At 76.3% G+C, this 25,559-nt stretch carries 22 protein-coding genes; 13 read left to right on the forward strand and 9 right to left on the reverse strand.

Going from position 1 to position 25,559, the window contains the following annotated elements; genetic code table 11:
• Positions 1–76 precede the first annotated feature (76 nt).
• The 3 genes from OF117_RS00530 to OF117_RS00540 all read right to left on the reverse strand — a co-directional run bounded on the left by OF117_RS00530 (position 77) and on the right by OF117_RS00540 (position 3,654).
• Positions 77–1,225, reverse strand: a complete 1,149-nt coding sequence (locus OF117_RS00530; protein WP_263550828.1) for a thiolase family protein — start codon at positions 1,223–1,225, stop codon at positions 77–79.
• 67 nt (positions 1,226–1,292) lie between these two features.
• On the reverse strand, positions 1,293–2,441 hold the full coding sequence (locus OF117_RS00535; protein WP_263550829.1) for an acyl-CoA dehydrogenase family protein: 1,149 nt from the start codon (positions 2,439–2,441) through the stop codon (positions 1,293–1,295).
• Between the two features lie 10 nt (positions 2,442–2,451).
• Entirely contained in the window at positions 2,452–3,654 is a 1,203-nt protein-coding gene (locus OF117_RS00540) for a CaiB/BaiF CoA transferase family protein (RefSeq protein WP_263550830.1), read from the reverse strand.
• Positions 3,655–3,891: 237 nt separating this feature from the next.
• On the opposite strand from OF117_RS00540, the gene OF117_RS00545 reads away from it, so the two are divergent.
• The 7 genes from OF117_RS00545 to OF117_RS00575 all read left to right on the forward strand — a co-directional run bounded on the left by OF117_RS00545 (position 3,892) and on the right by OF117_RS00575 (position 11,223).
• Complete coding sequence (locus OF117_RS00545) at positions 3,892–4,185, forward strand: hypothetical protein (protein WP_263550831.1); 294 nt, start codon at positions 3,892–3,894, stop codon at positions 4,183–4,185.
• Positions 4,186–4,297: 112 nt separating this feature from the next.
• The gene (locus tag OF117_RS00550) at positions 4,298–4,975 is read left to right on the forward strand and encodes a response regulator transcription factor (RefSeq protein ID WP_318014202.1); all 678 of its coding nucleotides are present in this window, start codon (positions 4,298–4,300) and stop codon (positions 4,973–4,975) included.
• 85 nt (positions 4,976–5,060) lie between these two features.
• On the forward strand, positions 5,061–6,593 hold the full coding sequence (locus OF117_RS00555) for a sensor histidine kinase (protein WP_263550833.1): 1,533 nt from the start codon (positions 5,061–5,063) through the stop codon (positions 6,591–6,593).
• Entirely contained in the window at positions 6,593–7,285 is a 693-nt protein-coding gene (locus tag OF117_RS00560; RefSeq protein WP_263550834.1) for a GerMN domain-containing protein, read from the forward strand. Before OF117_RS00555 ends, OF117_RS00560 begins: the two co-directional genes overlap by 1 nt.
• Positions 7,282–8,691: a DUF2254 domain-containing protein gene (locus OF117_RS00565; RefSeq protein ID WP_263550835.1), complete on the forward strand. Its 1,410-nt coding sequence runs from the start codon at positions 7,282–7,284 to the stop codon at positions 8,689–8,691. Before OF117_RS00560 ends, OF117_RS00565 begins: the two co-directional genes overlap by 4 nt.
• A 191-nt stretch (positions 8,692–8,882) precedes the next feature.
• The gene (locus tag OF117_RS00570) at positions 8,883–10,058 is read left to right on the forward strand and encodes an acyl-CoA dehydrogenase family protein (protein ID WP_263550836.1); all 1,176 of its coding nucleotides are present in this window, start codon (positions 8,883–8,885) and stop codon (positions 10,056–10,058) included.
• Between the two features lie 7 nt (positions 10,059–10,065).
• The gene (locus OF117_RS00575; RefSeq protein WP_263550837.1) at positions 10,066–11,223 is read left to right on the forward strand and encodes an acyl-CoA dehydrogenase family protein; all 1,158 of its coding nucleotides are present in this window, start codon (positions 10,066–10,068) and stop codon (positions 11,221–11,223) included.
• 71 nt (positions 11,224–11,294) lie between these two features.
• Here the strand turns inward: OF117_RS00575 and OF117_RS00580 are convergent, their stop codons facing one another.
• On the reverse strand, positions 11,295–12,110 hold the full coding sequence (locus OF117_RS00580; RefSeq protein WP_263550838.1) for an HDOD domain-containing protein: 816 nt from the start codon (positions 12,108–12,110) through the stop codon (positions 11,295–11,297).
• Between the two features lie 47 nt (positions 12,111–12,157).
• Positions 12,158–14,233 (reverse strand): putative bifunctional diguanylate cyclase/phosphodiesterase, encoded by a 2,076-nt coding sequence (locus OF117_RS00585; protein ID WP_263550839.1) that lies wholly within the window; start codon positions 14,231–14,233, stop codon positions 12,158–12,160.
• A 328-nt stretch (positions 14,234–14,561) separates the two neighbouring features.
• Here OF117_RS00585 and OF117_RS00590 point away from each other — a divergent pair, with 328 nt between their 5' ends.
• Together OF117_RS00590 and OF117_RS00595 are read left to right on the forward strand one after the other, a co-directional pair.
• Positions 14,562–15,545 carry a sensor histidine kinase gene (locus tag OF117_RS00590; RefSeq protein WP_263550840.1) on the forward strand — a complete coding sequence of 328 codons (984 nt, stop codon included), beginning with the start codon at positions 14,562–14,564 and terminating at the stop codon, positions 15,543–15,545.
• A gap of 93 nt (positions 15,546–15,638) precedes the next feature.
• A complete protein-coding gene (locus OF117_RS00595) occupies positions 15,639–16,553 on the forward strand; it encodes an EamA family transporter (RefSeq protein WP_263550841.1) in 915 nt (304 codons plus the stop codon).
• 127 nt (positions 16,554–16,680) lie between these two features.
• Here OF117_RS00595 and OF117_RS00600 read toward each other — a convergent pair whose 3' ends face one another.
• Positions 16,681–17,415 (reverse strand): DUF4333 domain-containing protein, encoded by a 735-nt coding sequence (locus OF117_RS00600; RefSeq protein ID WP_263550842.1) that lies wholly within the window; start codon positions 17,413–17,415, stop codon positions 16,681–16,683.
• Between the two features lie 313 nt (positions 17,416–17,728).
• Between OF117_RS00600 and OF117_RS00605 the strand changes: the two genes are divergently transcribed.
• From OF117_RS00605 to pntB, 4 genes are all read left to right on the forward strand, one after another.
• The gene (locus OF117_RS00605) at positions 17,729–18,463 is read left to right on the forward strand and encodes an RNA polymerase sigma factor (protein ID WP_263550843.1); all 735 of its coding nucleotides are present in this window, start codon (positions 17,729–17,731) and stop codon (positions 18,461–18,463) included.
• Complete coding sequence (locus OF117_RS00610) at positions 18,456–18,767, forward strand: anti-sigma factor family protein (protein WP_263550844.1); 312 nt, start codon at positions 18,456–18,458, stop codon at positions 18,765–18,767. The genes OF117_RS00605 and OF117_RS00610 overlap by 8 nt, the downstream gene beginning before the upstream one ends.
• 130 nt (positions 18,768–18,897) lie before the next feature.
• A complete protein-coding gene (locus tag OF117_RS00615) occupies positions 18,898–20,466 on the forward strand; it encodes a Re/Si-specific NAD(P)(+) transhydrogenase subunit alpha (RefSeq protein WP_263550845.1) in 1,569 nt (522 codons plus the stop codon).
• Complete coding sequence (gene pntB, locus OF117_RS00620) at positions 20,463–21,869, forward strand: Re/Si-specific NAD(P)(+) transhydrogenase subunit beta (protein ID WP_263550846.1); 1,407 nt, start codon at positions 20,463–20,465, stop codon at positions 21,867–21,869. The genes OF117_RS00615 and pntB overlap by 4 nt, the downstream gene beginning before the upstream one ends.
• An 18-nt stretch (positions 21,870–21,887) precedes the next feature.
• Here pntB and hutI read toward each other — a convergent pair whose 3' ends face one another.
• Genes hutI through OF117_RS00635 form a run of 3 tightly spaced genes read right to left on the reverse strand, consistent with a single transcriptional unit; the run spans position 21,888 to position 25,542 of the window.
• Positions 21,888–23,045, reverse strand: a complete 1,158-nt coding sequence (hutI, locus tag OF117_RS00625) for an imidazolonepropionase (protein WP_263550847.1) — start codon at positions 23,043–23,045, stop codon at positions 21,888–21,890.
• Complete coding sequence (locus tag OF117_RS00630) at positions 23,042–24,349, reverse strand: formimidoylglutamate deiminase (protein WP_263550848.1); 1,308 nt, start codon at positions 24,347–24,349, stop codon at positions 23,042–23,044. Before OF117_RS00630 ends, hutI begins: the two co-directional genes overlap by 4 nt.
• Entirely contained in the window at positions 24,346–25,542 is a 1,197-nt protein-coding gene (locus OF117_RS00635; RefSeq protein ID WP_263550849.1) for an allantoate amidohydrolase, read from the reverse strand. Before OF117_RS00635 ends, OF117_RS00630 begins: the two co-directional genes overlap by 4 nt.
• Positions 25,543–25,559: the final 17 nt, after the last annotated feature.

Raw genomic sequence — 25,559 nt, forward strand, 5'->3', positions numbered from 1 at the left:
GTGCCCCTCGGGCGTCCGGTGAAACGAGCGGCCGGGAGGGAAGGGCGCCGGCCGCGCGAGCCCGAGGCCGCCGCGTCTACAGCAGCTCGAGGATCGTGGCGTTGGCCTGGCCGCCGCCCTCGCACATCGTCTGCAGGCCGTAGCGGACGCCGGCGTCGCGCATGTGGTGGACCAGCGTGGTCATGATGCGGGCGCCGGACCCGCCCAGCGGGTGGCCGAGGGCGATGGCCCCGCCGTTCGGGTTCAGCCGCGCGGGATCGGCGCCGAACTCGGCCAGCCAGGCCAGCGGTACCGGCGCGAAGGCCTCGTTCACCTCGACGACGCCGATGTCGTCGAGCGCGAGGCCGCTGCGCCGGAGCGCCTTGGCGGTGGCCGGGATCGGCGCGGTCAGCATGATCACCGGGTCGGCGCCGGCGAGGACGGCGGTGTGCACGCGGGCCAGCGGCGTGAGGCCGAGCTCGCGGGCCCGGTCGCTCGTCGTCATCAGCAGCGCGGCGGCGCCGTCGGAGATCTGCGAGGAGTTGCCCGCGGTGATCACCCCGCCCTCGGGCTTGAAGACCGTCTTGAGCCCGGCGAGCACCTCGGGCGTGGTGCCGGGCCGGATGCCCTCGTCGTGCGCGACCGCCGTGCCGTCGGTCAGCGGGACCGGCGCGACCTGGGCGTCGAAGCGCCCCTCCTTCTGCGCGGCGGCGGCCTTCTCGTGCGAACCGACGGAGAAGTCGTCGCAGGCCTCCCGGGAGAAGCCCCACCGCTCGGCGATCATCTCGGCGCCGACGCCCTGGTTCGGGAAGACCCCGCCGTAGCGGTCGGCGAAGGCCGGCGGGAAGGGGTTGGCCTCGCCGACCGAGGAGCCCAGCGGCACCCGGCTCATCGACTCCACGCCGCCGGCGACGACGACGTCGTACTGGCCGGCCACCAGCCCGGCCGCCGCGAAGTGCACCGACTGCTGCGAGGACCCGCACTGCCGGTCGACCGTCACGCCGGTCACCGTCTCCGGCCAGCCCGCGGCGAGCACGGCGGTGCGCCCGATGTCGAACGTCTGCTCCCCCACCTGGCCGACGCAGCCCCAGATGACGTCGTCGACCTGCGCCGGGTCCAGCCCGGCCCGCTCGACCAGCGACCCCAGCACGTGCGCCGACAGCTCGGCCGGGTGCACCCCGGACAGCCCGCCGCCGCGCTTGCCCACCGGCGTGCGCACCGCCTCGACGATCACCGCGTCCCGCATGACCGGCTCCCTCCGCTCGCGTGCCCCCACCCTACGGACCCGCGGCCGGCGATCCGCGGAGCGGCGCTCACAACCCGAGGTCGCGCCCGACGACCTCCTTCATGATCTCCGTGGTGCCGCCGTAGATGCGGGTGACCCGGGCATCCGCCCACGCCCGGGCGATCGGGTACTCCGTCATGTAGCCGTAGCCGCCGTGCAGCTGCAGGCAGGTGTCGACGACCCGGCCCTGCAACTCGCTGGACCACCACTTGGCCTTCGCCGCGTCGACCGCGGTCAGCTCCCCGGCGGCCAGCGCGCGGACGCAGTCGTCGACGTAGTGCTGGGCGACGTCGACCTCGGTGGCGATCTCGGCCAGCCGGAAGCGGGTGTTCTGGAAGGAGCCGACCGGCCGGCCGAACGCGGTCCGGGTCCGCACGTGCTCGAGGGTGAGCGCCAGGGCCCGCCCCGCCCCGGCGACCGCCGCCACCGCGATGCCCAGCCGCTCCTGGGGCAGCCGGTCGACCAGGTGGGCGAAGCCGCGGCCCTCCTCGCCGAGCAGGTTGCCGACCGGCACCCGGACGTCGGCGAAGGACAGCTCGGCCGTGTCCTGGGCGTGCTGCCCGAGCTTGGCCAGGTTCCGACCCCGCGTGAACCCGGGCATGCCGCGCTCGAGGACCAGCAGGCTCATGCCCTCGTGCCGCCGCGCCGGGTCGGTCGTCACCGCCGTGATCACCAGGTCGGCGTTGATGCCGTTGGTGATGAAGGTCTTGGCGCCGTTCACCACGTAGCAGTCGCCGTCCCGGACGGCGGTCGTCGTGATCGCCGCGAGGTCGGACCCGGCACCCGGCTCGGTCATCGCGATCGCCGGCACGAGCTCGCCGGACACGACGCCCGGAAGCCACCGGGCGCGCTGCTCGGCGGTGGCCAGGTCCAGGAGGTACGGCAGGCAGACGTCGTTGACCAGGCACAGCCCGTTGCCGGCGCCGACGACGCCGGCCCGCACCACCTCCTCGGTGAGGACGGCGTTGAAGCGGAAGTCGGGCGTCCCGCCGCCCCCGAACTCCTCGGGCGCCGCCATGCCGAGCAGCCCCTGCGCACCCGCGGCGGCGAACAGCCCGCGCGGCACGATGCCCGCGCGCTCCCACTCGGCGTCGTGCGGCAGCACCTCCTTGGCCACGAAGGTGCGCACCGTCTCGCGGAAGGCCTCGTGGTCGGCCCCGTACAGGGTTCTGCGCATGGTGTCCTCCTCAGCCCCGCTCGCGGTCCTCGCGCAGCCACTCCTCCAGCACCGCCCGGACCTCGCCGCCGCGCGGTCCCGGCGGTTCCGGCGGCCCGGCGGGCGTGCGGGAGAACCGGGGCGCGGGCGCGGCCTGCACGTCGCCGTCGACGGCCAGCAGCGTCCCCCGCGCCGCCAGGTGCGGGTGCCCGGCGACCTCGTCCGGTTCGAGCACCGGCGTCACGCACGCGTCGACGCCGTCGAAGACCGCCGCCCACTCGTCACGCGGCCGGGCGGCGAACGTCGTCGTGAAGGCCTCCCGCAGCCGGGGCCAGCCGGCGCGGTCCTGCTGCTCGGGCAGCTCCGCGGAGGACAGCCCGAGCCCGTCGAGCAGCGCCGCGTAGAACTGCGGTTCCAGGGCGCCCACGGCCACGTACCGGCCGTCCGCGCAGGGGTAGACGTCGTAGAACGGCGCTCCGCCGTCGAGCAGGTTGGTGCCGCGCTCGGCCGACCACGCGCCCTGGGCGCGCAGCGACCACATCGGCTGCGACAGCAGGCTCACCCCGTCGACCATGGCCGCGTCGACGACCTGGCCGCGGCCGGAGCGCTCCCGCTCGACCAGGGCGGCGAGGATGCCGACCAGCACCAGCATCGACCCGCCGCCGTAGTCGGCGACCAGGTTGGCCGGGAAGGTCGGCGGGCCGCCGGCGCGGCCGAGCGCGTGCAGGGTGCCGGTCAGCCCCAGGTAGTTGAGGTCGTGCCCTGCCCGCGTCGCCCAGGGCCCGGTCTGCCCCCAGCCGGTCATCCGCGCGTAGACCAGCCGCGGCTGCCGGGCCAGGCAGGCGTCCGGTCCCAGGCCGAGCCGCTCGGCCACCCCGGGGCGGAAGACCTCCAGCAGCACGTCGGCGCTCGCGACCAGGTCGAGCACCGAGGCGAGGCCGCCGGGCTCCTTGACGTCGGCGGCCACCGAGCGGCGCCCGCGCAGCACGAGGTCGCGGTCGGCCGCCCCGACCTGCAGCCCGCCGGCGGGGCGCTCCACGCGGACGACGTCGGCGCCCAGGTCGGCCAGCACCATGGCGGCGTGCGGACCGGGGCCGATGCCGCCGAGCTCGACCACGCGCAGGCCGGCCAGCGGGCCGGCGGGGCGACGGGGGGCGGGCCGGACGTCCGGACGGCCGGGCACCGCCGGTGCCGTCGACGCCGGTGCCGCTTCGGGCTGACGAGCGTGTGACATGACCGTGACCTTTCCGCGTGGGGCCTCGGCGCCGCACACCGGCCCTGCCAGGGTGGAGACCCGCCGCCACCCGGCGGACACGGACGGGCGCGACGACGGGAGGCACCACCGATGCGCAGGCCGACCCGGGACGCGCCCCCCGCCGTCGTCGTCCCGCTGACCGCCGCGCGGCGTCGCCCGGGCCCGGACCGGCGCCGCCGCCCCCCGGTCCCGCCGCCCGCCGCGGAGGAGGCGGCGGTGCCGAGAGCCGGCGACCGGCCGTTGCTCACCGCGGTGGTCGACACCCGCGGCGGCGGCGTCCGGGCCACGGGCCACCTCACGGTGCAGGGCGCCGACCTGCTGCGCGGCACCGTGGAGACGCTGCGCCGCCTCGGCCACCGGCGGATCGTCCTCGACCTCGCCGGAGTGGGCGGCACCGACCCCGACGGCGTGGCCGCGCTCGACGCGCTGCGTTCCGCACCCGCCGGCGCCGTCGGCGACCTGGTGGTGCGCTCCGCACCGGACCGCCCCGGGCATCCGTGCCCCCGGTGACCGGGGCCCACCGGCACGGGCTGCTGCGCAGCGGGGACGCCGCCACCCGATCGGTGCGGCACCGACGCCGCAGCAGTGGTACGGGAGGTGAGGCATGGGCACACTTCTCGACGTGCCCCAGTCGGTCCTGATCATCGAGGACGACGTCCGCATCCGGCGGATCGTCGCGATGGCGCTGCGCAGCGAGGGCCTCGACGTGCAGGAGGCCGGGTCCGGCGAGGAGGGGCTGGAGCGGCTGGGCGAGCGCCGGTTCGACGTCATCCTGCTCGACCTCATGCTGCCCGGCGTCGACGGCTTCGAGGTGTGCCGGCGGATCCGCCGCACGTCCGACACACCGGTGATCATGGTGACCGCCCGCGCCGACAGCCACGACGTCGTGGCCGGGCTGGAGGCGGGCGCCGACGACTACGTCACCAAGCCCTTCGTCGCCAAGGAGCTCTCGGCCCGGATCCGCGCGCTCGTGCGCCGGTCCCGGGGCACCGGCCTGCGGCAGCGGATCACCGTCGGCGACATCGAGATCGCACCCGAGGAGGGCACCGTGACCCGCGGCGGCGAAGCCGTGGAGCTCACCCGCACGGAGTTCAAGCTGCTGACCGAGCTCGCCCTCGAGTCCGGCCGGGTGCTCAGCCGGGAGGAGCTGCTCGAGCGGGTGTGGGGTTACGACTACTTCGGCGACTCCCGGCTGGTCGACGTCCACGTGCGGCGGCTGCGGAAGAAGGTGGAGGCCGACCCCAGCAACCCCACCGTGGTGACCACCGTCCGGGGGATGGGGTACCGGATACCGGCGTGAGCGGGATCGCGCAGGGGCACGGTGCCCCCGACGGGACCGACGGGCCGGGAGCGGGTCCCGCGCGCGGGGACCGCGAGGAGGCGCCGTGAGCAGCACCGTCCGGCCGCCGGGGGCGCCGCCGGCGGCGGTGTCCGCCCCGGTGGCCCCGCCGCCGGGCGGCGGCGCGCCCGTGCCGGCCCGGGCGGCCCGGGCGGCCGCCCGGCCCGCGCGGGGCGCCCACCGGGTCCGCCGGCGGTTGCGCGGTCTGCGGCCGCACACGCTCCGCGGACGGGCCACGTTCGCCTTCACGGCGGTCATGCTCGCGCTGACCACCGTGCTGGTCACCGGGGTCTGGGTGACGGTGTCCCAGTACCTGCTGGTGCAGCGGGAGCGCGCCACGCTCGTGCAGACCACGGCCAACGCCGCCCAGGTCGAGCGCGGCCTGGCCGGCGGTGTCGCCCCGGCCCAGCTGCTCTCCCAGCTCGCCCGCGAGACGGGGTCGACGTCGCTGCTGCTGTACGGCGGTGAGTGGAGCACCACGTCGCTGCGCATCGGGCGCGACGACCTGCCCGCGGAGCTGCGCGAGCGGGTCGTCGACGGCGGACCGGCCCGCCAGCGCATCACCGCCGACGGCAGCACGATGCTCGCCGTGGGCGTCCCGCTGCCGCAGCCGGGCACCGCGTACTTCGAGATCTACTCGCTGGAGGAGCTCGACAGCACCTACCGGGTGCTGGGCATCGTGCTCACCGCCGCGGCGCTGACGGTGGTCCCGGTCTCGGTGCTGGCCGGCTGGTGGGTGACCCGGCCGGCGCTGCGTCCCCTCGACCGGCTGGCGGGAGCGGCGGCCGCGATCGCCGACGGGGCGCTGGCGACCCGCATCGACCCGCGGGGGGACCCGTCGCTGGAGCCGCTGGCCACCTCGTTCAACCGCACCGCCGACACCCTGGAGGAGCGGCTGCGCAGCGATGCGCGCTTCGCCGCCGACGTCAGCCACGAGCTGCGCACCCCGCTGACCACCATGGTCAACGCGGCCGCCCTCGTCGACGGCTACCGGGACGCGCTGCCGCCCGACGGCCGGGAGAGCCTCGACCTGCTGCGGTCGGAGGTGGAGGCGTTCGAGCGGCTGGTCGCCGACCTGCTGGAGATCTCCCGGGCCGACGCCGGCAGCACCGACGTCGCCCTCGAGGAGGTGTGCCTGGCCGACCTCGTGCGCGCCAGCCTCGCCCGTCGCAACCTGGCGGCGACCAGCCCCGCCGACCTCGACGTCGCTCCGGCGGCCGAGGACCTGCGGGTGCGGATCGACAAGCGACGCCTGGAACGCGTCATCGCCAACCTGATGGACAACGCCGACAAGCACGGCGACGGGCTGGTCCGGGTGTCGGTCGACCGGCTCCGGGAGCACGCCCGCGTGGTGGTGGACGACGCCGGCCCGGGCATCCCCGTCCAGGAGCGGAGCCGGGTCTTCGAGCGGTTCGCCCGCGGCAGCGGCAGCATCCGGGTCAGCTCCGAGGGCAGCGGGCTGGGGCTGTCGCTGGTGCAGCGGCACCTGCAGCTGATGCACGGCGAGGTCGCCGTCGAGGACAGCCCGCAGGGCGGCGCGCGGTTCGTCGTCCGGCTGCTCGTCGTGGAGGCCGACTGATGCGCCGGGCCGGGGGCCGGCGGGTCCTGCTCGCGCTGCTGCTGGCGGCGGCCGGCTGCGGCGTGGACCCCGAGCAGGCCCCGGAGGAGATCCAGGTCAGCGCCGTGCCCGACGCCCGGCCGGCACCCGACGGCGCGGCCGGGGGTTCCGAGGTGACGCTGTTCTTCGTCCGCGGGTCGCGGCTGGAGCCGGTCCAGCGGCCGGCCGACCGGGTCGACCGCGAGACCGCGCTCGAGCTGCTGGCCGACGGCCCGACGCCCGCCGAGGTGGCCGCGGGGCTGCGCACGGCGCTGCTCCCCCAGCCCCTCGTGCCCCAGCCGCCCGCCACCGGCGCGGACGCGGTCACGGTGGTGGTCAGCCGGGAGTTCACCGGGGTCGCGGGCGGCGACCAGATGCGCGCGGTCGCCCAGGTCGTCTTCACGGTCACCGAGCTGTCCGGGCCGGAGCAGGTGCGCTTCGCCACCGCCGACGGGCCCGTGGAGGTGCCCACCGACCAGGGGCTCACCGTCGTCCCCGTCGACCGGGACGACTACGCGTCGGTCGCGCCCGTGCCCGCGGCGGCTGCCGCCCCGGTCCCGGGCGACGCCGCCGACGCCGGCCCCCCGCCGCCGGCCGCCCCGCCGGCTGCGCCGGGGTCGACCGGCGGACGCCGGCCCGCGCGGGTGCACAGCCGGCCCGGCAGCCCGGCGTGACCGGCCGGCCCGGCACCCCGCCGGTCCTGTGGCTCCGGATCCGCAGCGCCCTCTGGCCCATCCCGCTGCTCGCGGTGGCCACGGCGGTGGGCCTGGGCATCCTCCTGCCCGAGCTCGACGGCGTCCTCGTCGGCCCCGACGGCCATCCGCTCGACTTCGTCTTCGGCGGCGGCCCGTCCGCCGCGCGCGACCTGCTGGCCGCGATCGCCGGCTCCCTCATCTCGGTCACCGGCCTGGTCTTCTCGCTGACCGTGGTCAGCCTCCAGCTGGCCAGCAGCCAGTACTCGCCCCGGCTGCTGCAGACCTTCGTCAGCGATCCCGTCGTCCAGGCGACGCTGGCGACGCTGGTGGCGACCTTCGTCTACGCCCTCACGGTGCTCCGCACCGTGCGGACCGAGAGCGCCACCGAGGGCGAGAGCGCCTTCGTCCCGCGCCTGGCGATCACCGTCGCGTACGCGCTGTCGCTGGCCAGCGTCTCGGCGCTCGTGTACTTCCTCGGCCACCTGGCGCGGTCGCTGCGGGTGGAGGACATGCTGCGCGACGTCCACGACGAGGCCCGCGAGGTCCTCGCCCGCGAGCGGCCCGGGGACGACGGTCCCCGGCCCGGCCCGTCGGCGTCCGCGTTGCCGGAGGGTCCCCCGACCGTCGTCTGCAGCACCGGCAGCGGCTTCCTCACCGACGTCGACGAGCCGGACCTCGTCGGCGCGGCCGCCCGGGCCGGTGCCGTCGTGCAGCTGACCGCGCGCATCGGTGACTCGGTGACCGTGGGCGTGCCCGTGGCGCACGTGTGGTGGCCGGGCACCACGGACGGCGCCGCGGGGGGCACCGCCGACGACACCACGGACCACGCCGCCGGCGACGGCGCGCGGGAGCAGGTCGTGCGGGCGGTGCAGCGGGCGGCGCGGCTGGGCTTCGAGCGGTCGACCGACCGCGACGTGGCGTACAGCCTGCGCAAGGTCGTCGACATCGCCGTCCGCGCCCTCTCCCCCGGCATCAACGACCCGACGACCGCGGTGCACGCGCTGTCGCACCTGTCGGCCATGCTCGGCGACCTGCTGGCGGACCCGCTGCGCCCCGTGGAGCGGTACGACGACGACGGCGTGCTGCGCCTGGTCGTCCCCCGCTGGGACGCCGGTGCACTGCTCGATCTGGCGCTGGAGGAACCGCTGCAGTTCGCCCCCGGCCAGCCGGCCGTCCTGCGGCGGCTGGCCGCGCTGCTCCGCGAGCTGGCCTGGCGGGCGCCGCGCGGGTCGGTGGACACCCGGCTGCTGGCGCTCCTCGACCGGGTGTGCGAGACCGCCCGCGACTCGACCGCCCTCCCCCTCGGTGAGCTGGACGGGTGGCGGCACCGCCTGACCGAGGCGCTGGCCGGCCGGTGGGCGCCCGAACCACCGGCGCGGAGGTGAGCCTCCTCGCACACCCCGGACCACCCCGGGAGCGGCGGGGCCGAGGTCACGCCCGCCCCGGGCGGAGGGTCGCCGGGACACGTCCGCGGCCGGTAGCTACTGGCGAGTAGCGGATGTGGCATCGTCCGCGGAGTACGACACCGAGTCGGCGGCGCGTCCCTCCGGACGACGCCGCCGGGGGAAGAGGTCCGATGCGGTTGCAGCTGTCACCGGAGACGGCGGCCTTCCGGGAGGAGATGCGCACCTTCTTCACGACGCAGGTGCCGCAGGAGATCCGCGACACGGTCGCGGCCCGGCGCCACCTCACCCGGGACCAGTACGTCGAGACCCAGCGCGTCCTCAACGCCGCCGGCCTCGCCGTGCCGCACTGGCCGCGGGAGTGGGGCGGCCGTGGCTGGACGCCGCTGCAGCGGCACATCTGGCACGAGGAGATGCAGCTGGCCTGCGTGCCGCCGCCGCTGGCGTTCAACGTCAGCATGGTGGGCCCGGTGATCGCGGCGTTCGGGTCGCAGGAGCAGAAGGAGCGGTTCCTCCCGCCCACGGCCAACCTCGACATCTGGTGGTGCCAGGGCTTCTCCGAGCCCGACGCCGGCTCCGACCTCGCCTCGCTGCGCACCAGCGCCGTCCGCGACGGCGGCGACTGGGTGGTCAACGGGCAGAAGACCTGGACGACGCTGGGGCAGTACGCCGACTGGATCTTCTGCCTGGTCCGCACCGACCCGACGGCCGAGAAGAAGCAGCGCGGCATCTCCTTCCTGCTCGTCCCGATGGACGCCCCCGGCGTCACGCTGAGGCCGATCGAGCTCATCGACGGCGGGCACGAGGTCAACGAGGTCTTCTTCGAGGACGTCCGGGTGCCCGCCGAGAACCTGGTCGGCGAGGAGAACCGGGGCTGGGACTACGCCAAGTTCCTGCTGGGCAACGAGCGGGTCGGGGTGGCACCGGTCGGCTACACCAAGCGGCTGCTGGCCCAGGCCAAGCGGCACGCCGCCGAGGTCGAGGTCGATGGGGAGCCGCTGGCGCGGGACCCGCTGCTGGCCGCCCGCATCGCCGAGCTGGAGAACGAGCTGCTCGCGCTGGAGCTGACCGCGCTGCGGGTGGTGGCGCACTCCGCCGACGGCAAGCCGCACCCCGCGTCGTCGGTGCTCAAGCTGCGCGGCACCGAGCTGCAGCAGGCGGCGACCGAGCTGGTCGTCGACATCGCGGGGCCGCTGGCGGTGGCCTCCGGTGCCGGCGAGGGCTCCGAGGTGCCCGAGTGGGCGCGGGTGGCCACCCCGTCGTACCTCAACTACCGCAAGGCCTCCATCTACGGGGGCTCCAACGAGGTGCAGCGCACCATCATCGCCGGTTCGATCCTGGGGTTGTGAGGAACGCGTGGACTTCGACTACGACGACGAACAGGCCGCGCTGCGCGAGGCCGTGAGCGGCCTGCTCGGCCGGGCCTACACCGGCGAGCACCGGCGCACGGTCACCGCGGCCGAGCCCGGCTTCGACGAGAAGACCTGGGCGCGGCTGGCCGAGATGGGCGTCCTGGGCCTGCCCTTCGCCGAGGACGACGGCGGGATGGGCGCCGGCCCGGTCGAGGTGGCCATCGTGGCCGAGGAGATCGGCCGGGTCCTCGCGCCCGAGCCGTTCGTCGAGGTCGTCGTGCTGGCCGGTGGCCTGGTCGCGGCCGTGGGAACCCCGGCGCAGCGCGGCGAGGTGCTGGCGGCGATCGCCGAGGGCGGCTGCGTGGCCGCCGTCGCGCACGCCGAGCCGGGAACCCGGTGGTCGCCGTCGGCCCGCGACGTGCGGGCCACGCGCGACGGTGACGGGTGGCGGCTCGCCGGCGTCAAGGAGCCGGTCGTGCAGGGGGCGCGCGCCGACCTGCTGGTCGTCAGCGCGGTGCTGCCCGGCGGTGGCACGGGTCTGTTCCTCGTCCGCCCGGACGCCGAGGGGCCGGCCCGCACCGGCTACCGCACCCACGACGGGGGCCGGGCGGCACGGATCGAGCTCACCGGCACGCCGGCCGAGCTGCTGGGCGACGACGCGGACGCCGACCGGACGGCCGCGGTGGAACGGGCGCAGGCCGAGGCCCGGATCGCCTACGGCCACGAGGCGGTCGGGGCGATGGACACCGCGCTGCGGACCACGGCGCAGTACCTGAGGACGCGCAAGCAGTTCGGCGTCCCGCTGGCCCGGTTCCAGTCGCTGACCTTCCGGACCGCCGACATGTACGTGTCGCTGGAGCTGGCCCGCAGCACCGCCTTGTGGGCGACGCTGGTGCAGGACGCCGGGGGCGACGTCGTCCGGGCCGCCGACCGCGCCCGGCTGCAGACGAGCCGGGCGGGCCGGCACATCGGTCACGAGGCGATCCAGCTGCACGGCGGCATCGGCATGACCGCCGAGTACACGATCGGTCACTACACGAGCCGGCTGACGGCCATCGACCACCTGCTGGGCGACGGCGACTTCGCGCTCGCGCGACTGGCGGCCGTCACCGGCGGCTACGAGACCGTCGACCCCCTGGGCGCCCCCTACACCGGCGGGTAGCGAGGCACGACGGCCCACCTGCAGGGTCCCGCCGCGAGCGTGCGAGTGGCGGGGGGCAGGTGGGTCCTTTCTCAGTCGCCGAGGATGGCCCGGCGGAGCTCCTCGGCCTCGGCGCGCACCTGGTAGAGCACCGGCGGGAGATCCTCGTCCCGCAGCCGGCCGCAGGAGAGCGGTCCGATGGGCAGGGGCTCGTAGCCGGGCTGGGTGAGCCGGGCGGCGGCCTCGAAGCACACCCGCAGCAGGCCCCCCTCCACCGAGGCCGGGTCGTCCATGCGCTGCATGGGCGCGACCATGCTGTGCGGGAAGCCCCAGGTCTCCAGGGCCACCGCGGTGAGCCGGACGGCGGAGATGCCGTACCGGCGCACCTCGGCGGCGCGCCGTCCGGCCGCGGTCGGCTGGGCCGCGACCAGCTCGCCGTAACCCTCGGGGTCGTCGTGGTGCAGCAGGGCGGCGCCGAGCTGGGCGAGCAGCCCGAGGCACAGCGCGTCCGCCGGGCGCTCGCCGAACCGGGTGGCCAGGGTGGAGGCGGTCAGCGCCAGGGTGGTGGTGACCGTCCAGAAGTCCTCGGGCAGCCGCGACTCGTCGTCGAGGTCGGTCAGCGCCACCGTGGCCATCGTGCGCACCGTCGTGAAGCCGACGACGGTCACCGCGAACTGCAGCGAGGTCACCCGCCCGCGCATGCCGAAGTAGGCGGAGTTCGCCAGCTTCATGACCCGCCCGGCCAGCGCGACGTCGGAGGCCAGGATCCGCGAGAGCTCCCGGGCGCTGGCGTCGTCGGAGTTGGCGGCCGACACGACCTGCGCGGCGACGGGCTTCTGCGCGGCCATCGTGTCGATGCTGGCCAGGACCCGCTCGATGTCGAACGACGGGGCGCTGGTCACGGGCACGGGAGGTCCTCCGGCGGTGTCGACGGGTGCGGGGAAGGGCGGAGCGGTCATCCCGCCACCAGCCGGTCGGCGAAGAAGATCCCGGCGTCCCCGCCGCCCATCGGGCGGGCGAGGGCGAAGCCCTGCAGGAAGTCCACGCCCAGCCGGTCCAGCTCGGCGGCCTGGGCGTCGGTCTCCACGCCCTCGGCGACGGTGCACAGGTCCAGGCTGCGGGCCAGCGCGATGACCGCGGTGGCGATCTCGGCGTGCCCGTCGGCCAGCTCCGCGACGAACGAGCGGTCGACCTTGAGGCAGTCGACCGGCAGGTGTCGCAGGTAGGCCAGCGACGAGTAGCCGGTGCCGAAGTCGTCGATGGCCAGCTCCGCGCCGAGCGCGCGCAGCTCGTCGAGCACCCGGCGGGCCAGCAGCGGGTCCTTCATGAGCGCCGACTCGGTGATCTCGACCTGCAGCCGGGCGGGAGCGAGCGCGTGCCGGTGCAGCGTCGCGGCGACCGCCTCGGGCAGCTGCTCGTCCAGCTGGAGGGCCGAGACGTTGACGTTGACGCGGGCGGGCGCGGCCGCACCCAGCAGCCGGTCCCACTCGGCCAGCTGGCGGCAGCTCTCGTCGAGCACGAGCGCCCCCAGTCCGCCGATGAGGCCGCTCTCCTCGGCCAGCGCCACGAAGGTCGCCGGGCTGACCGGGCCCCGCTGGGGGTGGGTCCAGCGGGCCAGCGACTCGACCGCCACCGGGCGGCCGCCGCGCACGGCGAAGATGGGCTGGTAGGAGAAGCCGATGTCGCGCCGGTCGATGGCGTCGCGCAGGTCCGCGACCAGGCGCAGCTTGTCGCGCGCCTCGGCCCGCCCCTGCTGGTCCAGCACGGTGATCCGGGCCTTGCCGCCGGCCTTCGCCTGGTACATGGCGATGTCGCAGTCGCGGACGAGCTCCTCCGCGGCCACGTGGTCGGCGGTCTGCACGGTGACCCCGACGCTGGCGTGCGGCCGGATGTCCACCCCGCCGAGCCGCACCGGCCGGGCGAGGTCGCCGACGATCCGCTCGGCCAGCGCGACCGCGTCCGGCTCGGTCACGTCCTCGCAGATCACGACGAACTCGTCGCCGCCGAACCGGGCGACCAGGTCACCGGGGCGCACGGTCGCGCGCAGCCGCGCCGCCACCTCGGTCAGCAGCTCGTCGCCGGCGGCGTGGCCGAGCGAGTCGTTGACGACCTTGAAGTTGTCGAGGTCGAGGAACAGGCAGGCGAGGCCGCTGGCGCCGGGGACGAAGCGGGCGGCGACGTGGTCGGCGAGCCGGGTGCGGTTGGGCAGCCCGGTCAGCGGGTCGTGGGTGGCCTGGTGGGCCAGCCGCTCCTCGAAGGCGAGCCGTTCGGTGACGTCCTCGATGGTTCCGACGAATCCCGCGCCGATGCCGGGGGTGAACACGTGCGCGAAGCGGATGACCGTCGTCCGGACGGTGCCGTCGTCCCGCACGAGCCGGGTGCGGGTCTCGGCGTCGTCCCCCTCGAGCGCGTCGGCGACCCGCTCGATCAGCTCGTCGAGGTCGTCGGGGTGGACGCAGGCCATCCAGCCGGTGCCGAGCAGTTGCTCGGCCTGCAGCCCGACCAGGCCGCAGAACGCGTCGTTGACGTGGGAGAGCCGCATCCCCTGCTCGGAGAGCAGCGTCGGGACCGGCGACCGCTCGGTGAGCGTGGTGAAGCGGCGCTCGTGCGCGTCGGCGGTCGCGCGCAGCGCCCGCTCCGAGGCGTTCGCCTCGGCCGGGGTCACGCGCAGGGTCCACATCCGCCCGGACGGCGACGGGCTGGCGACGACGGCGGACTCGACCAGCGCGCCGCTGGCGGTGCGGACCGGCAGGCTCATCCGCGCCGACCGCGCACGACGGAGCAGCAGGGTGAGCTCACCGCCGCGCAGCGTCGGGAACAGCTGCCGCACCGGCAGCCGGCGCAGGTCCTCGAGGGCGTAGCCGAGCAGGCCTACGGCACCCTCGTTGCCCCAGCACAGCCGGGGGTCCCCGCCGGCGGTCTCGGCCACGAGGATGGCCATCGAGTCGCTCACCGAGGCGCTGTGGAAGACGGAGGAGACGATGTCGGCCGGCACGCACTCCTCGAGCGGTGCTCCGGGCGCTGCGGTCACGGTCCTCCCTCCGCGGCGGATCGGTCGGTGCCCGGGCCTTCACCCGGACGGCTGACGGGATCTTCGGTCGCGCGAGGGGTGACCTGTCCTCCGCCCGGGCGCTCCGTCATCCGAAGGGGGGATCGCCGGAGGCTCCCCGCCTCCGGCGGGAAGTGGTCCCGGTCACCGTCGCGGGGGTTCCAGGCCGCCTCCGTGCTCGATAGGCTGGTCGGACGCCGAGCCGTAGCAGCGCGGTTCGCATCCGACCTCCGCCCGGGCCCGGCGCCGTCCGCGCACCGCCCGCGGCGCTCTTCGCGAGCCTTCCCCGCCACCTCCGGAGCCGCCTCCGATGACCGCACCGGTCGCCGCCCTCCGCCCCACGGACCAGTTCCTGCACGAAGCGTTCCTGTACCGGGACGAATCCGATTTCCTGTCCGGCGTCCTCGCGTTCGTGCGGGAGGGGCTCGAGCGCGACGAGACGGTGATCGTGGTCGAGCCCCCGGTGCAGATCGACCTGCTGCGCGATGCGCTGGGCGACGACGCGGGAGCCGTCAGCTTCCACGACATGGTCGAGATCGGCCGCAACCCGGCGCGCATCATCCCCCTGTGGTCGGAGGCGGTCGCCGAGCACGCCGCCGGCGGCCGCGGGCTGCGCGGGGTCGGCGAGCCGACCTTCGTCGGCCGCCGGTCCCAGGAGCTGGTCGAGTGCCTGCTGCACGAGACCCTGCTCAACAGCACCTTCCAGCCGGGGCCGCCGTGGCAGCTGCTGTGCCCCTACGACGAACGGCTGCTCCCGGCCACCGTCCGGGACGGCGCGCTGCTGACCCACCCGCTCTGGTCGACGCCGACCGACCGCGGGTCCAGCGACACCTTCGCCGCGCCGGTGCACACCGCCGACGGCGGCATCGACGCAGCGGATCCCGGGGGCTTCGGGTCCCGCCTGCCGTTGCCGCCGCCCACCGACGCGGTCATCCGCGGCGAGTTCGGCCCGGACGACGTCGCCGCGGTGCGGCACACCGTCGGCCAGTACGCCCGGTTCTGCGGCCTGCCCGACCGGCAGGTGGAGGACCTGCAGGTGGCGGCGGAGGAGCTGGCCACCAACAGCATCCGCCACGGCGGTGGTCGCGGCTCGATCGCGATGTGGCGGGAGCCCGACGCGGCCGTCGTCGAGTTCACCGACCGCGGGCAGATGACCGACCCGCTGGGCGGACGGCGCCCACCCGGGCCCGGCGCCCCGGCCACCGGCCTCTACCTGGTCAACCGGCTCTGCGACCTGGTGCAGGTCCGCAGCAGCGCCGCGGGCACCACGGTGCGCCTCAACACCTGGCTCTGACGAAGTCTCCTACCGCGGTGGCCGGCGTGCGGTGAAACGAACCGGCCGGCCGGGGGACGACGCACCCATGACGACGACGGTCCCTCCTGAACCGTGATCGCGGCGCTGCTGGCCGTCGGCGCGAGCATCGCCTACGGGGCGAGCGACGTCACCGCCGGCGTGGCGTCCCGGCGCGTCCCGGCCATCGCGATCGCCTGGTGGAGCCACGTCGTCGGCGCCGCCGGCACGGGCGCCCTCGCGCTCGCCGCTGCCGGCCGGCCGCCCGCGGCCGGGTTGGCGCTCGGCTCGGCGGCGGGCGCGATCGCCGGCGCGGGACTGCTGGTCTACTACGGCGCGCTGGCCCGCGGGCAGGTGTCCGTGGTGGCCCCGCTGGCCGCCAGCGGCATCGCGGTACCGGTCGTGGTCGGCGCGGTCACCGGCGCGGCGCCCGGCCCGCTGGGCTGGGCGGGTCTCGCGCTCGCCGCCACCGGCGTCGTCGTGGTGGCCCGTTCGCGGAGCGCGGCCGACGAGCCGAACCCGCCGTGCCCGGGGGGCCGGCCGGGGTGCCCCGAGGAGGAGGGGGCGCGGGCGCCCAGGCTGCCGCCCGTGCTCGGCGCGCTGCTGGCCGCGGCGGCCTTCGGGGTGACGTTCGTGCTCATCGACCTGGCCGGACGGGCGGGCGGGGGCGCAGCGGCCGCGAGCCCGCTCTGGACCGCTGCCGGGCTGCAGGCGGGCGGGTTGCTCGTCCTCGTGCCCGTGCTCCTCGCCGGCCCGGTGCGCCGGGTCGCCGTCCCGCGGGCCGCGCTCCCGCCGCTCGCGCTGACCGCGGTGCTGGTCTCCGCCGGTGACGTCGCCCTCGCGCTGGCCCTGGGCACCGGCGACCTGGCCACGGTCAGCGTCCTCGGCTCGCTCGACAGCGTGGTCAGCGTGCTGCTGGCGCGCCTGGTGCTCACCGAGCGGCTGGGCCGCGTGCAGGGCGTCGGCGTGGCCGCCGCCGTGGGGGGCGCCGTGCTGCTCGCCGCCGCGTGACCCGCGGTTCGCCGCCCCGGCGTCGGGCCCGACCCCGGCGCCCTCCAGCCGGGCGGGCGTGCGGCGGCGGTGGCACCGGGTCGTCCGGTGCCACCGCCGCCGGTGGGTCGCCCGGTCGGGCCGCCGCTCACAGCACCTCGTACGAGACCGAGCCGTTCGCGTCCACGGTCGCGACGACGTCGACGCTGTCCGAGGCGTCCATGGCGTTGGTCACGGTGCAGGTGATCGGCGCGCCGACGCCGTCCACGAGCACGGAGTGGCCCGCCGTGTCGCAGGTGGTGACGACGTCGACGCCGGCCACCTCGGTCCACTCGGAGGTCAGCGCCGCCTCGACGACGGCGACGTCGACGAAGCTGTTGTCACTGGTGACGAAGACGCTGCCGTCGTCGTCGGTCTGCCTGACGGTGAACGAGACCGGCTGGCCCTCCAGCAGCCCCGAACAGGTGAACGTCGCACCCGCCGCCGCCTCGATGTCCGCCGGGCAGGAGACGTCGGTCGGCGCGACACCGGCCTGCTGCTGCGTCAGCCGCGCGATCTCGCGTTCGGCGTCGGCCGTGTCCAGCACCTTGGTGCCGAAGATCAGGACCGCCCCGACGACGAGGCCGCCGAGCACCAGGACGGCGGCGACGGTGGCGCCGATGACGGCCGCGGTGCGCCGGCGCGGCGCCGGCTGCTGTCCGGAGCCGCCTGCCTGGGGGCCGTGGGGAGGGCCGGCCGGGGGGCCGTAGGGAGGGGTGGCCGGGGAACCGTAGGGCGAGGTGGCCGGGGAACCGTAGGGCGAGGTGGCGCCGCGGGGCGGGACCGGGCCGTGGTGCGGGGCGGGCGGGCCGAAGGCCGGCGTGGGGTAGGTCTGCTGTGCCATCGTGGTCCTCCTCGTCGGGTGGGTGAGGACGACGATGGCGCCGACCGCTTCCGGCCGGCTTGGCGCTGACTAGTGGTGCGCTTGAGACCCCGGTCGCGCCGGTCCCGCGGCCACGCCCACCCTCCGACCCGGCGGGTGACGGGCGCTCCCGGCGCGGCCCGACCGGGATGGCGACGGCGGACCGCCCGTGCCCGCTGACGGTCCGTGACGACGGCACGGCTCCCGCGGACGACGCGGACGACGGCAGCTGACAGCCGGGGCGCCCCTGGCCACACTGTGGCGGGTCAGTGCCGCCGTCGCCGGGAGCAGGCGCATGCGCGACCGACCGGAGCAGGAGGGCGCGGCTCCGACCGCCGTCCTGGCCGCGGCCGAGCCCGGGGGCAGTGCTGCGCAGGTGGAGGTGCTGGCACGGCTGGGCAACGGGGACCGCGCCGCCTTCGCCGAGATCGTGGACGCCTGGTCGCCGGTGATGCTGCGGGTGGCGCTGCTGTACGTCTCGACGCAGGCGACGGCCGAGGAGGTCGTCCAGGAGACCTGGCTCGCGGTCATCCGCTCCCTCGGGCGCTTCGAGGGCCGGTCGTCGCTGAAGACGTGGGTCTTCCGCATCCTGGAGAACCGCTCGCGCACGCGCGGCCGGCAGGAGGCGCGCACGGTGCCGTGGTCGTCGGCCTTCCCGTCCGACGACGGCGAGACAGGAGCCGAGCCGACGGTCGATCCGCGGCGGTTCCGCGGCACGGACGACGCCTACCCCTGCCACTGGACGCCGGACGGCATGCCGGTCGCCTGGCAGCCGCCGCCGGAGGACGCCGTCATGGCCGCCGAGGTGCGACGGCAGCTGCGCGCGGCCCTCGACGAGCTGCCCGTGCGGCAGCGCACCGTCGTCGAGCTGCGTGACGTCCACGGCCTGACGTCGGAGGAGGTCTGCGAGCGCCTCGGCATCAGCCCGGCCAACCAGCGGATCCTGCTGCACCGCGGACGCGCCCGGCTGCGGGCCGGCCTGGACGAGGTGTACCGCGGCCGCAGCAGGGAAGGCAGCACAGGTGGTTGAGCAGCCCGACCGGGTCGAGCCCGACGTCGACGGCGCCTGGTTCGAGGTCGCCTGCCAGGAGTTCGTCGAGCTCGTGACCGACTACCTGGAGGGGGCGCTGCCGCCGCCGGTGGAGCGGGCCGTCGCCACGCACCTCGCGCTGTGCGACCCCTGCGTCCGGTACCTCGACCAGATCCGGCGGACCACGGCGGCGCTGGGCACGTTGCCGGCACCGACCCTGGCACCGGCCGTCCGGGCCGAGCTGCTCGACGTGTTCGACCGGCTCCACCCCCGGCCCGGCGACGGCCGTGCCGGCAGCCCGTGACACGCGCCCGGAACGAGGCTCGCTGCTGACCCGGCGCGGCCGAGCAGGCATGATCGCCTCCTGAGCAGCCGTCCTGCCGGGAGGAGAGCGCCGTGCCGTTCGGGTCGTCCTCATCATGGGTCGGGTCGCCGTGCTGATCGGGGTCCCCCGCGAGTCGCGGCCCCGCGAGACGCGCGTCGCCGCCACCCCCGCCACGGTGGAGCGCCTGGCGCGGCTGGGCTACGACGTGGTCGTCGAGTCCGGGGCCGGGGCGCTCAGCAGCTTCCCCGACGCGGCGTACGCCGAGGCCGGCGCGCGCGTCGGCAGCTGCGCGGAGGCGTGGGCCGCCGACGTCGTCCTGCGGGTCAACGGCCCGACGCCGGAGGAGATCGGCCTGCTGCGCGACGGCGCGACGCTGGTCGGGCTGCTCGCGCCGGCGCTCGACCCCGACCTGGTCGCGGCGCTCGCCCGGCGGCCGATCACGGCGCTGGCGATGGACGCCGTCCCCCGCATCTCCCGCGCCCAGTCGCTCGACGTGCTCAGCTCGATGGCCAACATCGCCGGCTACCGGGCGGTGGTCGAGGCGGCGCACACCTTCGGCCGCTTCTTCACCGGCCAGGTCACCGCCGCCGGCAAGGTGCCGCCGGCCAAGGTGCTGGTCGCCGGCGCCGGCGTCGCCGGGCTGGCCGCCATCGGGGCGGCGAGCAGCCTCGGCGCGATCGTGCGGGCCACCGACGTCCGGCCCGAGGTGGCCGAGCAGGTGCGCTCGCTGGGCGGGGAGTACGTCGCCGTCCCGGCGCCCGAGCAGGAGGCGGGCAGCAGCACCGGCTACGCCACCGAGATGAGCGAGGACTTCAACCGGCGGGCCGCCGAGATGTACGCCGAGCAGGTGGCGGACGTCGACATCGTCATCACCACGGCGCTGATCCCGGGCCGGCCCGCGCCGCGGCTGATCACCGAGGAGATGGTCGCGTCGATGCGGTCGGGCAGCGTGGTCGTCGACATGGCGGCCGCGCAGGGCGGCAACGTCGCCGGGTCGGTGCCCGACGAGCTCGTCGTCACCGCCAACGGGGTGTCGATCATCGGCTACACCGACCTGGCCGGGCGGCTGCCGGCGCAGGCCTCGCAGCTGTACGCCACGAACCTGGTCAACCTGCTGACGCTGCTCACCCCGGGCAAGGACGGCGAGCTGGTGCTCGACCTCGACGACGTCGTCCAGCGCTCGATGACCGTCGTCCACCGCGGCGAGGTGCTGTGGCCCCCGCCGCCGGTGGCCGTCTCGGCGGCCCCCGCCCCCGCGGTGCGGCCACCCGCCGAGCCGGCGCCGCCCCCACCACCGCCCCCGCCGGGCCGCCGCGCCGCGCTGGTCGCGGCCGCCGCGGCGGCGCTGTTCCTGGTCACGGCCTTCTCCCCCGGCGAGCTGATCGGGCACGTCACGGTGTTCGCCCTGGCGATCGTCGTCGGCTTCTACGTCATCGGGGCGGTGCACCACGCGCTGCACACCCCGCTGATGTCGGTGACGAACGCGATCAGCGGGATCATCGTGGTCGGCGCGCTGCTGCAGATCGGCACCGGGAGCACGGTGGTGACCGCGCTGGCGTTCGTCGCGGTGCTGGTGGCCAGCATCAACATCTTCGGTGGCTTCGCGGTGACCCGGCGGATGCTGGGCATGTTCGCCAAGGGCCCGGCGCACGCACCCGGGCGGGGGCGGGGCGCGTGACCGTCACCGGCGCTGCGGCCGCGGCCTACATCGTCGCCGCCCTGCTGTTCATCCTCAGCCTGGCCGGCCTGTCGCGGCACGAGAGCGCCAAGGCCGGCAACACGTACGGCATCGCCGGCATGGCGCTCGCGCTGGCCGCGACGATCGCCCTGGCCGCCGACGGCGGCATCGACCCGGCCGGCGCCGGGCTGGTCGCCGTCGCGGTGGTCGCCGGGGCCGGGATCGGGCTGTGGCGGGCGCGGCGGGTGGCCATGACCGGCATGCCCGAGCTCATCGCCATCCTGCACAGCTTCGTCGGCCTGGCCGCCGTCCTGGTCGGCTGGAACGGCTACCTGTCGGTCGAGGCCGCCGAGGGCGGTCCGCTGCTCACCGGCGCGGAGGCGGGCATCCACTCGGCGGAGGTGGCGATCGGCGTCTTCATCGGCGCGGTGACCTTCACCGGCTCGGTCGTCGCCTTCCTGAAGCTGTCGGCCCGGGTGAAGTCCGCGCCGCTGGTGCTGCCCGGGAAGAACGCGCTCAACCTGGGCGCGCTGGTGGCCTTCGCCGCGCTGACCGTGGTGTTCGTCGTCGAGCCGAACCTGCCCGTGCTGGCCGTGCTCACGGCGCTGGCCCTGGCGCTGGGCTGGCACCTGGTGGCCTCGATCGGCGGCGGCGACATGCCGGTGGTCGTCTCGATGCTCAACAGCTACTCCGGCTGGGCGGCGGCGGCCTCGGGCTTCCTCCTCGGCAACGACCTGCTGATCGTCACCGGTGCCCTGGTCGGCTCCTCCGGTGCCTACCTGAGCTACATCATGTGCCGGGCGATGAACCGGTCGTTCCTCTCGGTCATCGCCGGTGGCTTCGGCATCGAGGCCGCCTCCTCCGGCGACACCGACTACGGCGAGCACCGGGAGATCGGCGCCGACGAGGCCGCCGAGCTGCTCGCCGACGCGACCTCGGTGGTCATCACGCCCGGCTACGGCATGGCCGTGGCGCAGGCGCAGTACCCGGTCGCCGAGCTGGCCCGCCACCTGGTCGAGCGGGGCATCGAGGTGCGCTTCGGCATCCACCCGGTCGCCGGCCGGCTGCCCGGGCACATGAACGTGCTGCTGGCCGAGGCGAAGGTGCCCTACGACATCGTGCTGGAGATGGACGAGATCAACGACGACTTCCCCAAGACGTCGGTGGTGCTCGTCATCGGCGCGAACGACACGGTCAACCCGAGCGCCGTCGACGACCCGAGCAGCCCGATCGCCGGGATGCCGGTGCTGCGCGTGTGGGAGGCCGAGCACGTGATCGTCTTCAAGCGGTCGATGGCGGCCGGGTACGCCGGCGTGCAGAACCCGCTGTTCTTCCGGGAGAACAGCCGGATGCTCTTCGGCGACGCCCGGGAGCGGGTCGAGGACATCCTCAAGGCCCTGTAGCCCGGGCCGCCACCCCGGTCAGACGTCCAGCACCCGGGCCAGCGGCACGCCCGGGCGGTAGGCGAGGTACCGGTAGGACGGCGCCTCGAGCACGGTGAGGTGGGCCCGCGCCCCCGGGCGCAGCTGCCCGACGTCGTCGCGCCGCAGCGCCGCCGCGCCCCCGGCGGTCGCCGCGAGCACCGCCTCGGCGGGCGTCATGCCCATCTCCCGGACGGCGACCGCGATGCAGAACGGCATCGACGAGGTGAAGCAGCTGCCCGGGTTGCAGTCGGTCGCCAGCGCCACCGTGACCCCGGCGTCCAGCAGGCGCCGCGCGTCCGGGTACGGCGACCGCGTGGAGAACTCGACGCCCGGCAGCAGGGTCGCCACCGTCGTGCCGCCGGCCAGGGCGTCGACGTCGGCGCCGGTGAGGTGGGTGCAGTGGTCGGCGCTGGCGGCCCCCAGCTCGACGGCGAGCCGGACGCCGGGGCCGGCCGACAGCTGGTTGGCGTGCACGCGCAGGCCCAGCCCGGCCGCCCGGCCGGCCTCCAGGACCGCCCGCGACGCGTCGCCGTCGAAGGCGTGCGGCGACGCGGGCTCGCAGAAGACGTCGATCCAGCGGGCCAGCGGCGCGCAGGCGGCCAGCATCGGGCCGGTGACCAGGCGGAGGTAGTCGTCGCGGCGGCCGGCGTGCTCGGCCGGGACGACGTGGGCGCCGAGGAACGTGGTCTCGCCGGTGACCTCGCCGGCCAGCCGCAGCGCCCGTGCCTCGTCCTCGACCGTCAGGCCGTAGCCGCTCTTGACCTCCAGGCTGGTGGTGCCCTGCGCGCGGGCCTCGGCCACCAGCGCGGCGAGCCGGCCGCGCAGCTGGTCGTCGCCCGCCGCCCGCGTCGCGGCGACCGTGGACCCGATGCCGCCGCCGTCGTAGGCGGTGCCGCTCATCCGGGCCTCGAACTCGGCCGACCGGTCGCCGGCGAACACCAGGTGGGTGTGGCTGTCGACGAACCCCGGCAGCACCGCGCGTCCACCGACGTCGACCCGGCGGTCGGCGTCCGGGGCGGAGCGGGCCGGCCCGAGCCAGGCCACCCGCCCGTCGGCGACGACCAGCGCCGCGTCGGCGAGCACGCCGAGCGGCCCGTCGCCCCGGCCCGGTTCGCCGGTGACCAGCTCGCCGATACCGGTGACCAGCGTGCTCACCGGGCCGCCCACAGCGGTGCCACGGCCTCGGCGAGCAGCCTTCCGACGTCGCCGAGGCGGTGGCGGCCCTGGTCGACGACCACCCGGCCGTCGACGACCACGGTGCGCACGTCGGAGGCGGCCGCGGCGAGGACCGCCTGGTCGGGCGCGGTGCCCGCGGTGCGCGGCGACGCCAGGTCCACGGCGACGAGGTCGGCCCGCGCGCCGACCTCGGTCCGGCCGGCGTCGGGCCAGCCGAGCGCGTCGTGGCCGGTCAGCGCGGCGACGAGCTCGGCCGCGGAGAACCGGCCGCGCTCGCCGCTGCGCAGCCGCTCGTGCCCCTCGAGCAACCGCACCTCGGCGAACGGGTCGACGACGGCGTGCGAGTCGCTGCCGAGCAGCAGCGCGCACCCGGCGTCGGCCAGCTGCCGGAACGGCCCGATGCCGTCGCCGAGGTCGGCCTCGGTGCTCGGGCAGGCGCACACCGCGGTGCCCGACCCGGCCAGCGTGGCGACGTCGTCCGCGGTCAGGTGGATCGCGTGCACCGCCGTCGTGCCGGGCCCGAGCACCCCCTCCTCGGCCAGCACCGTCGTCGGCGTCGCGCCGTGCACCGACCGGCAGGTGTCGTTCTCGGCCGGCTGCTCGGACACGTGCACGTGCAGCGGACGGCCGCGGGCGGCAGCGGCGACCGTCGTGAGGTGCTCGCGCGGGACGGCGCGCACCGAGTGGACGGCGGCGCCGATCCGCAGACCGGGGCGCTCCCGCAGGCGTTCCACCCGTGCCGCCCAGCGGTCGGGGTCGCCGTCGGAGAACCGCTGCTGCACGGGGTCCAGCTCCCCGCCGCCGGGCCCGGCGCTGAGGTAGCAGGTGTCGAGCAGGGTCAGCCGGACGCCGGCCTCCGCCGCGGCCTGCACGAGGGCCTCGCCCATGGCGTTCGGGTCGGCGTAGGGCGTGCCGCCGGCGCCGTGGTGCAGGTAGTGGAACTCGCCGACGCAGGTGGTGCCGGCCAGCGCCATCTCCGCGTACACCGCGCGGGCGAGGGCGAGGTAGTCGTCCGGGGTGAGCCGGCCGGCAAGGGCGTACATCTGCCCGCGCCAGGCCCAGAAGCTCCCTCCGCCGGGGGTGCGGCCGCGCAGCGCGCGGTGGAAGGCGTGCGAGTGCCCGTTCGCCAGGCCGGGCAGCACCAGCCCGCCCAGCCGGACGTCGCCGGGCGCGGGCGCGGCACCGGCCGCCACCCCGCTGATCCGCCCGTCCGCCACGGCCACCCGCACCGACGCCGCCGCCCCGCCCGACAGCCAGGCGTGCTCGCACCAGTACGTGGTCACGCGAGGGCCTCGACCACCGCGGCGAGCGCGGTCACCCCGGCGGCGCAGTCGGCCGGTTCGGCGTGCTCCTCCGGGGAGTGCGAGATCCCGGTCGGGTTGCGGACGAACAGCATCGCGGTCGGCACGCCGGCGGCCGCGAGGATGCCCGCGTCGTGGCCGGCGCCGGTCGCGAGCACCGGCGCGGGGCGCCCGTCCTCGCCGGCGAGGAGCGCGGCGAGCCGGTCGCGCAACGCCGGGTCGAACGGGGTGGCCGGCGTCCACGACTCCTCCGCCGGGTCCGCGCCGGCCGCGGCGGCCACGGCGGCGACGACCGCGCGGACGTCGTCCTCGACCGGGCCGCGGGCGTCCAGCCAGGCGGTGACCTCCGAGGGGATCGCGTTGACCCCGTTCGGCCGCACCCGCAGCCGGCCCACGGTGGCCAGCGCCCGGTGGCGGGTGGCGGCCGCCCGCGCCTCCAGCACCGCCGCGGCCATCGGCAGCGTCGGGTCGGTGCGGTCGGCCAGCCGGGTCGTGCCGGCGTGGTCGGCGCGGCCGCGCAGGTCGAGCCGCCAGCGGCCGTGCGGCCAGATCGCCGAGGCCACCCCGACCCGGGCGCCGCCCCCGGACGCCAGGCCGCGCCCCTGCTCGACGTGCAGTTCGACGAGCGAGCCGACGCGGCGCAGCGCCGCCGGATCGGGGCCCACGGCCGCCGGATCGTGCCCGGCCCGGGCCATCGCGTCGGCCATGGAGGTGCCGGCGTCGTCGGTCAGCCCGCGGGCGCGGTCGGCGTCGAGGGCGCCGGTGAGCAGCCGCGACCCGGCGCAGGCGACCCCGAAGCGCGCCCCCTCCTCGTCGGCGAAGCACACCACGGCGACCGGCCGCGACGGCGCCCGCCCGCGGGCCCGCAGCTCGTCCAGCGCGGCGAAGGCCGACACGATGCCGAGCGGGCCGTCGAAGGCGCCGCCGTCCGGCACGGAGTCCAGGTGGCTGCCCAGCGCCAGGCCCGGCCCGTCGGCGTCCGGGTCGCCGGCCCAGGCCCACAGGTTGCCGGCCCGGTCCGGTTCCAGCGCCATGCCGCGGCGGGCCGCCTCACCGCGGAACCACTCGCGCAGTTCGCCGTCGACCGAGGTCCAGGCGAAGCGGCGGTAGCCGCCGGACGACGGGTCGCGGCCGATGCCGGCGAGGGCGGCCCACATGCCCTCGAACGCGCTCACGCCCCACCCCCCGCCCG

This window comes from Geodermatophilus sp. YIM 151500 (assembly GCF_025716945.1).
Taxonomy (GTDB): Bacteria; Actinomycetota; Actinomycetes; order Mycobacteriales; family Geodermatophilaceae; genus YIM-151500.

What these genes read in the sequence shown, in the direction of transcription:
- OF117_RS00560 (WP_263550834.1), top strand. Translation starts at nt 6,593, where the DNA reads ATGCGCCGGGCCGGGGGCCGGCGGGTCCTGCTCGCGCTGCTGCTGGCG.
- OF117_RS00540 (WP_263550830.1), bottom strand. Translation starts at nt 3,654, where the DNA reads ATGTCACACGCTCGTCAGCCCGAAGCGGCACCGGCGTCGACGGCACCG.
- OF117_RS00605 (WP_263550843.1), top strand. Translation starts at nt 17,729, where the DNA reads ATGCGCGACCGACCGGAGCAGGAGGGCGCGGCTCCGACCGCCGTCCTG.
- OF117_RS00570 (WP_263550836.1), top strand. Translation starts at nt 8,883, where the DNA reads ATGCGGTTGCAGCTGTCACCGGAGACGGCGGCCTTCCGGGAGGAGATG.
- OF117_RS00600 (WP_263550842.1), bottom strand. Translation starts at nt 17,415, where the DNA reads ATGGCACAGCAGACCTACCCCACGCCGGCCTTCGGCCCGCCCGCCCCG.
- OF117_RS00535 (WP_263550829.1), bottom strand. Translation starts at nt 2,441, where the DNA reads ATGCGCAGAACCCTGTACGGGGCCGACCACGAGGCCTTCCGCGAGACG.
- OF117_RS00530 (WP_263550828.1), bottom strand. Translation starts at nt 1,225, where the DNA reads ATGCGGGACGCGGTGATCGTCGAGGCGGTGCGCACGCCGGTGGGCAAG.
- OF117_RS00590 (WP_263550840.1), top strand. Translation starts at nt 14,562, where the DNA reads ATGACCGCACCGGTCGCCGCCCTCCGCCCCACGGACCAGTTCCTGCAC.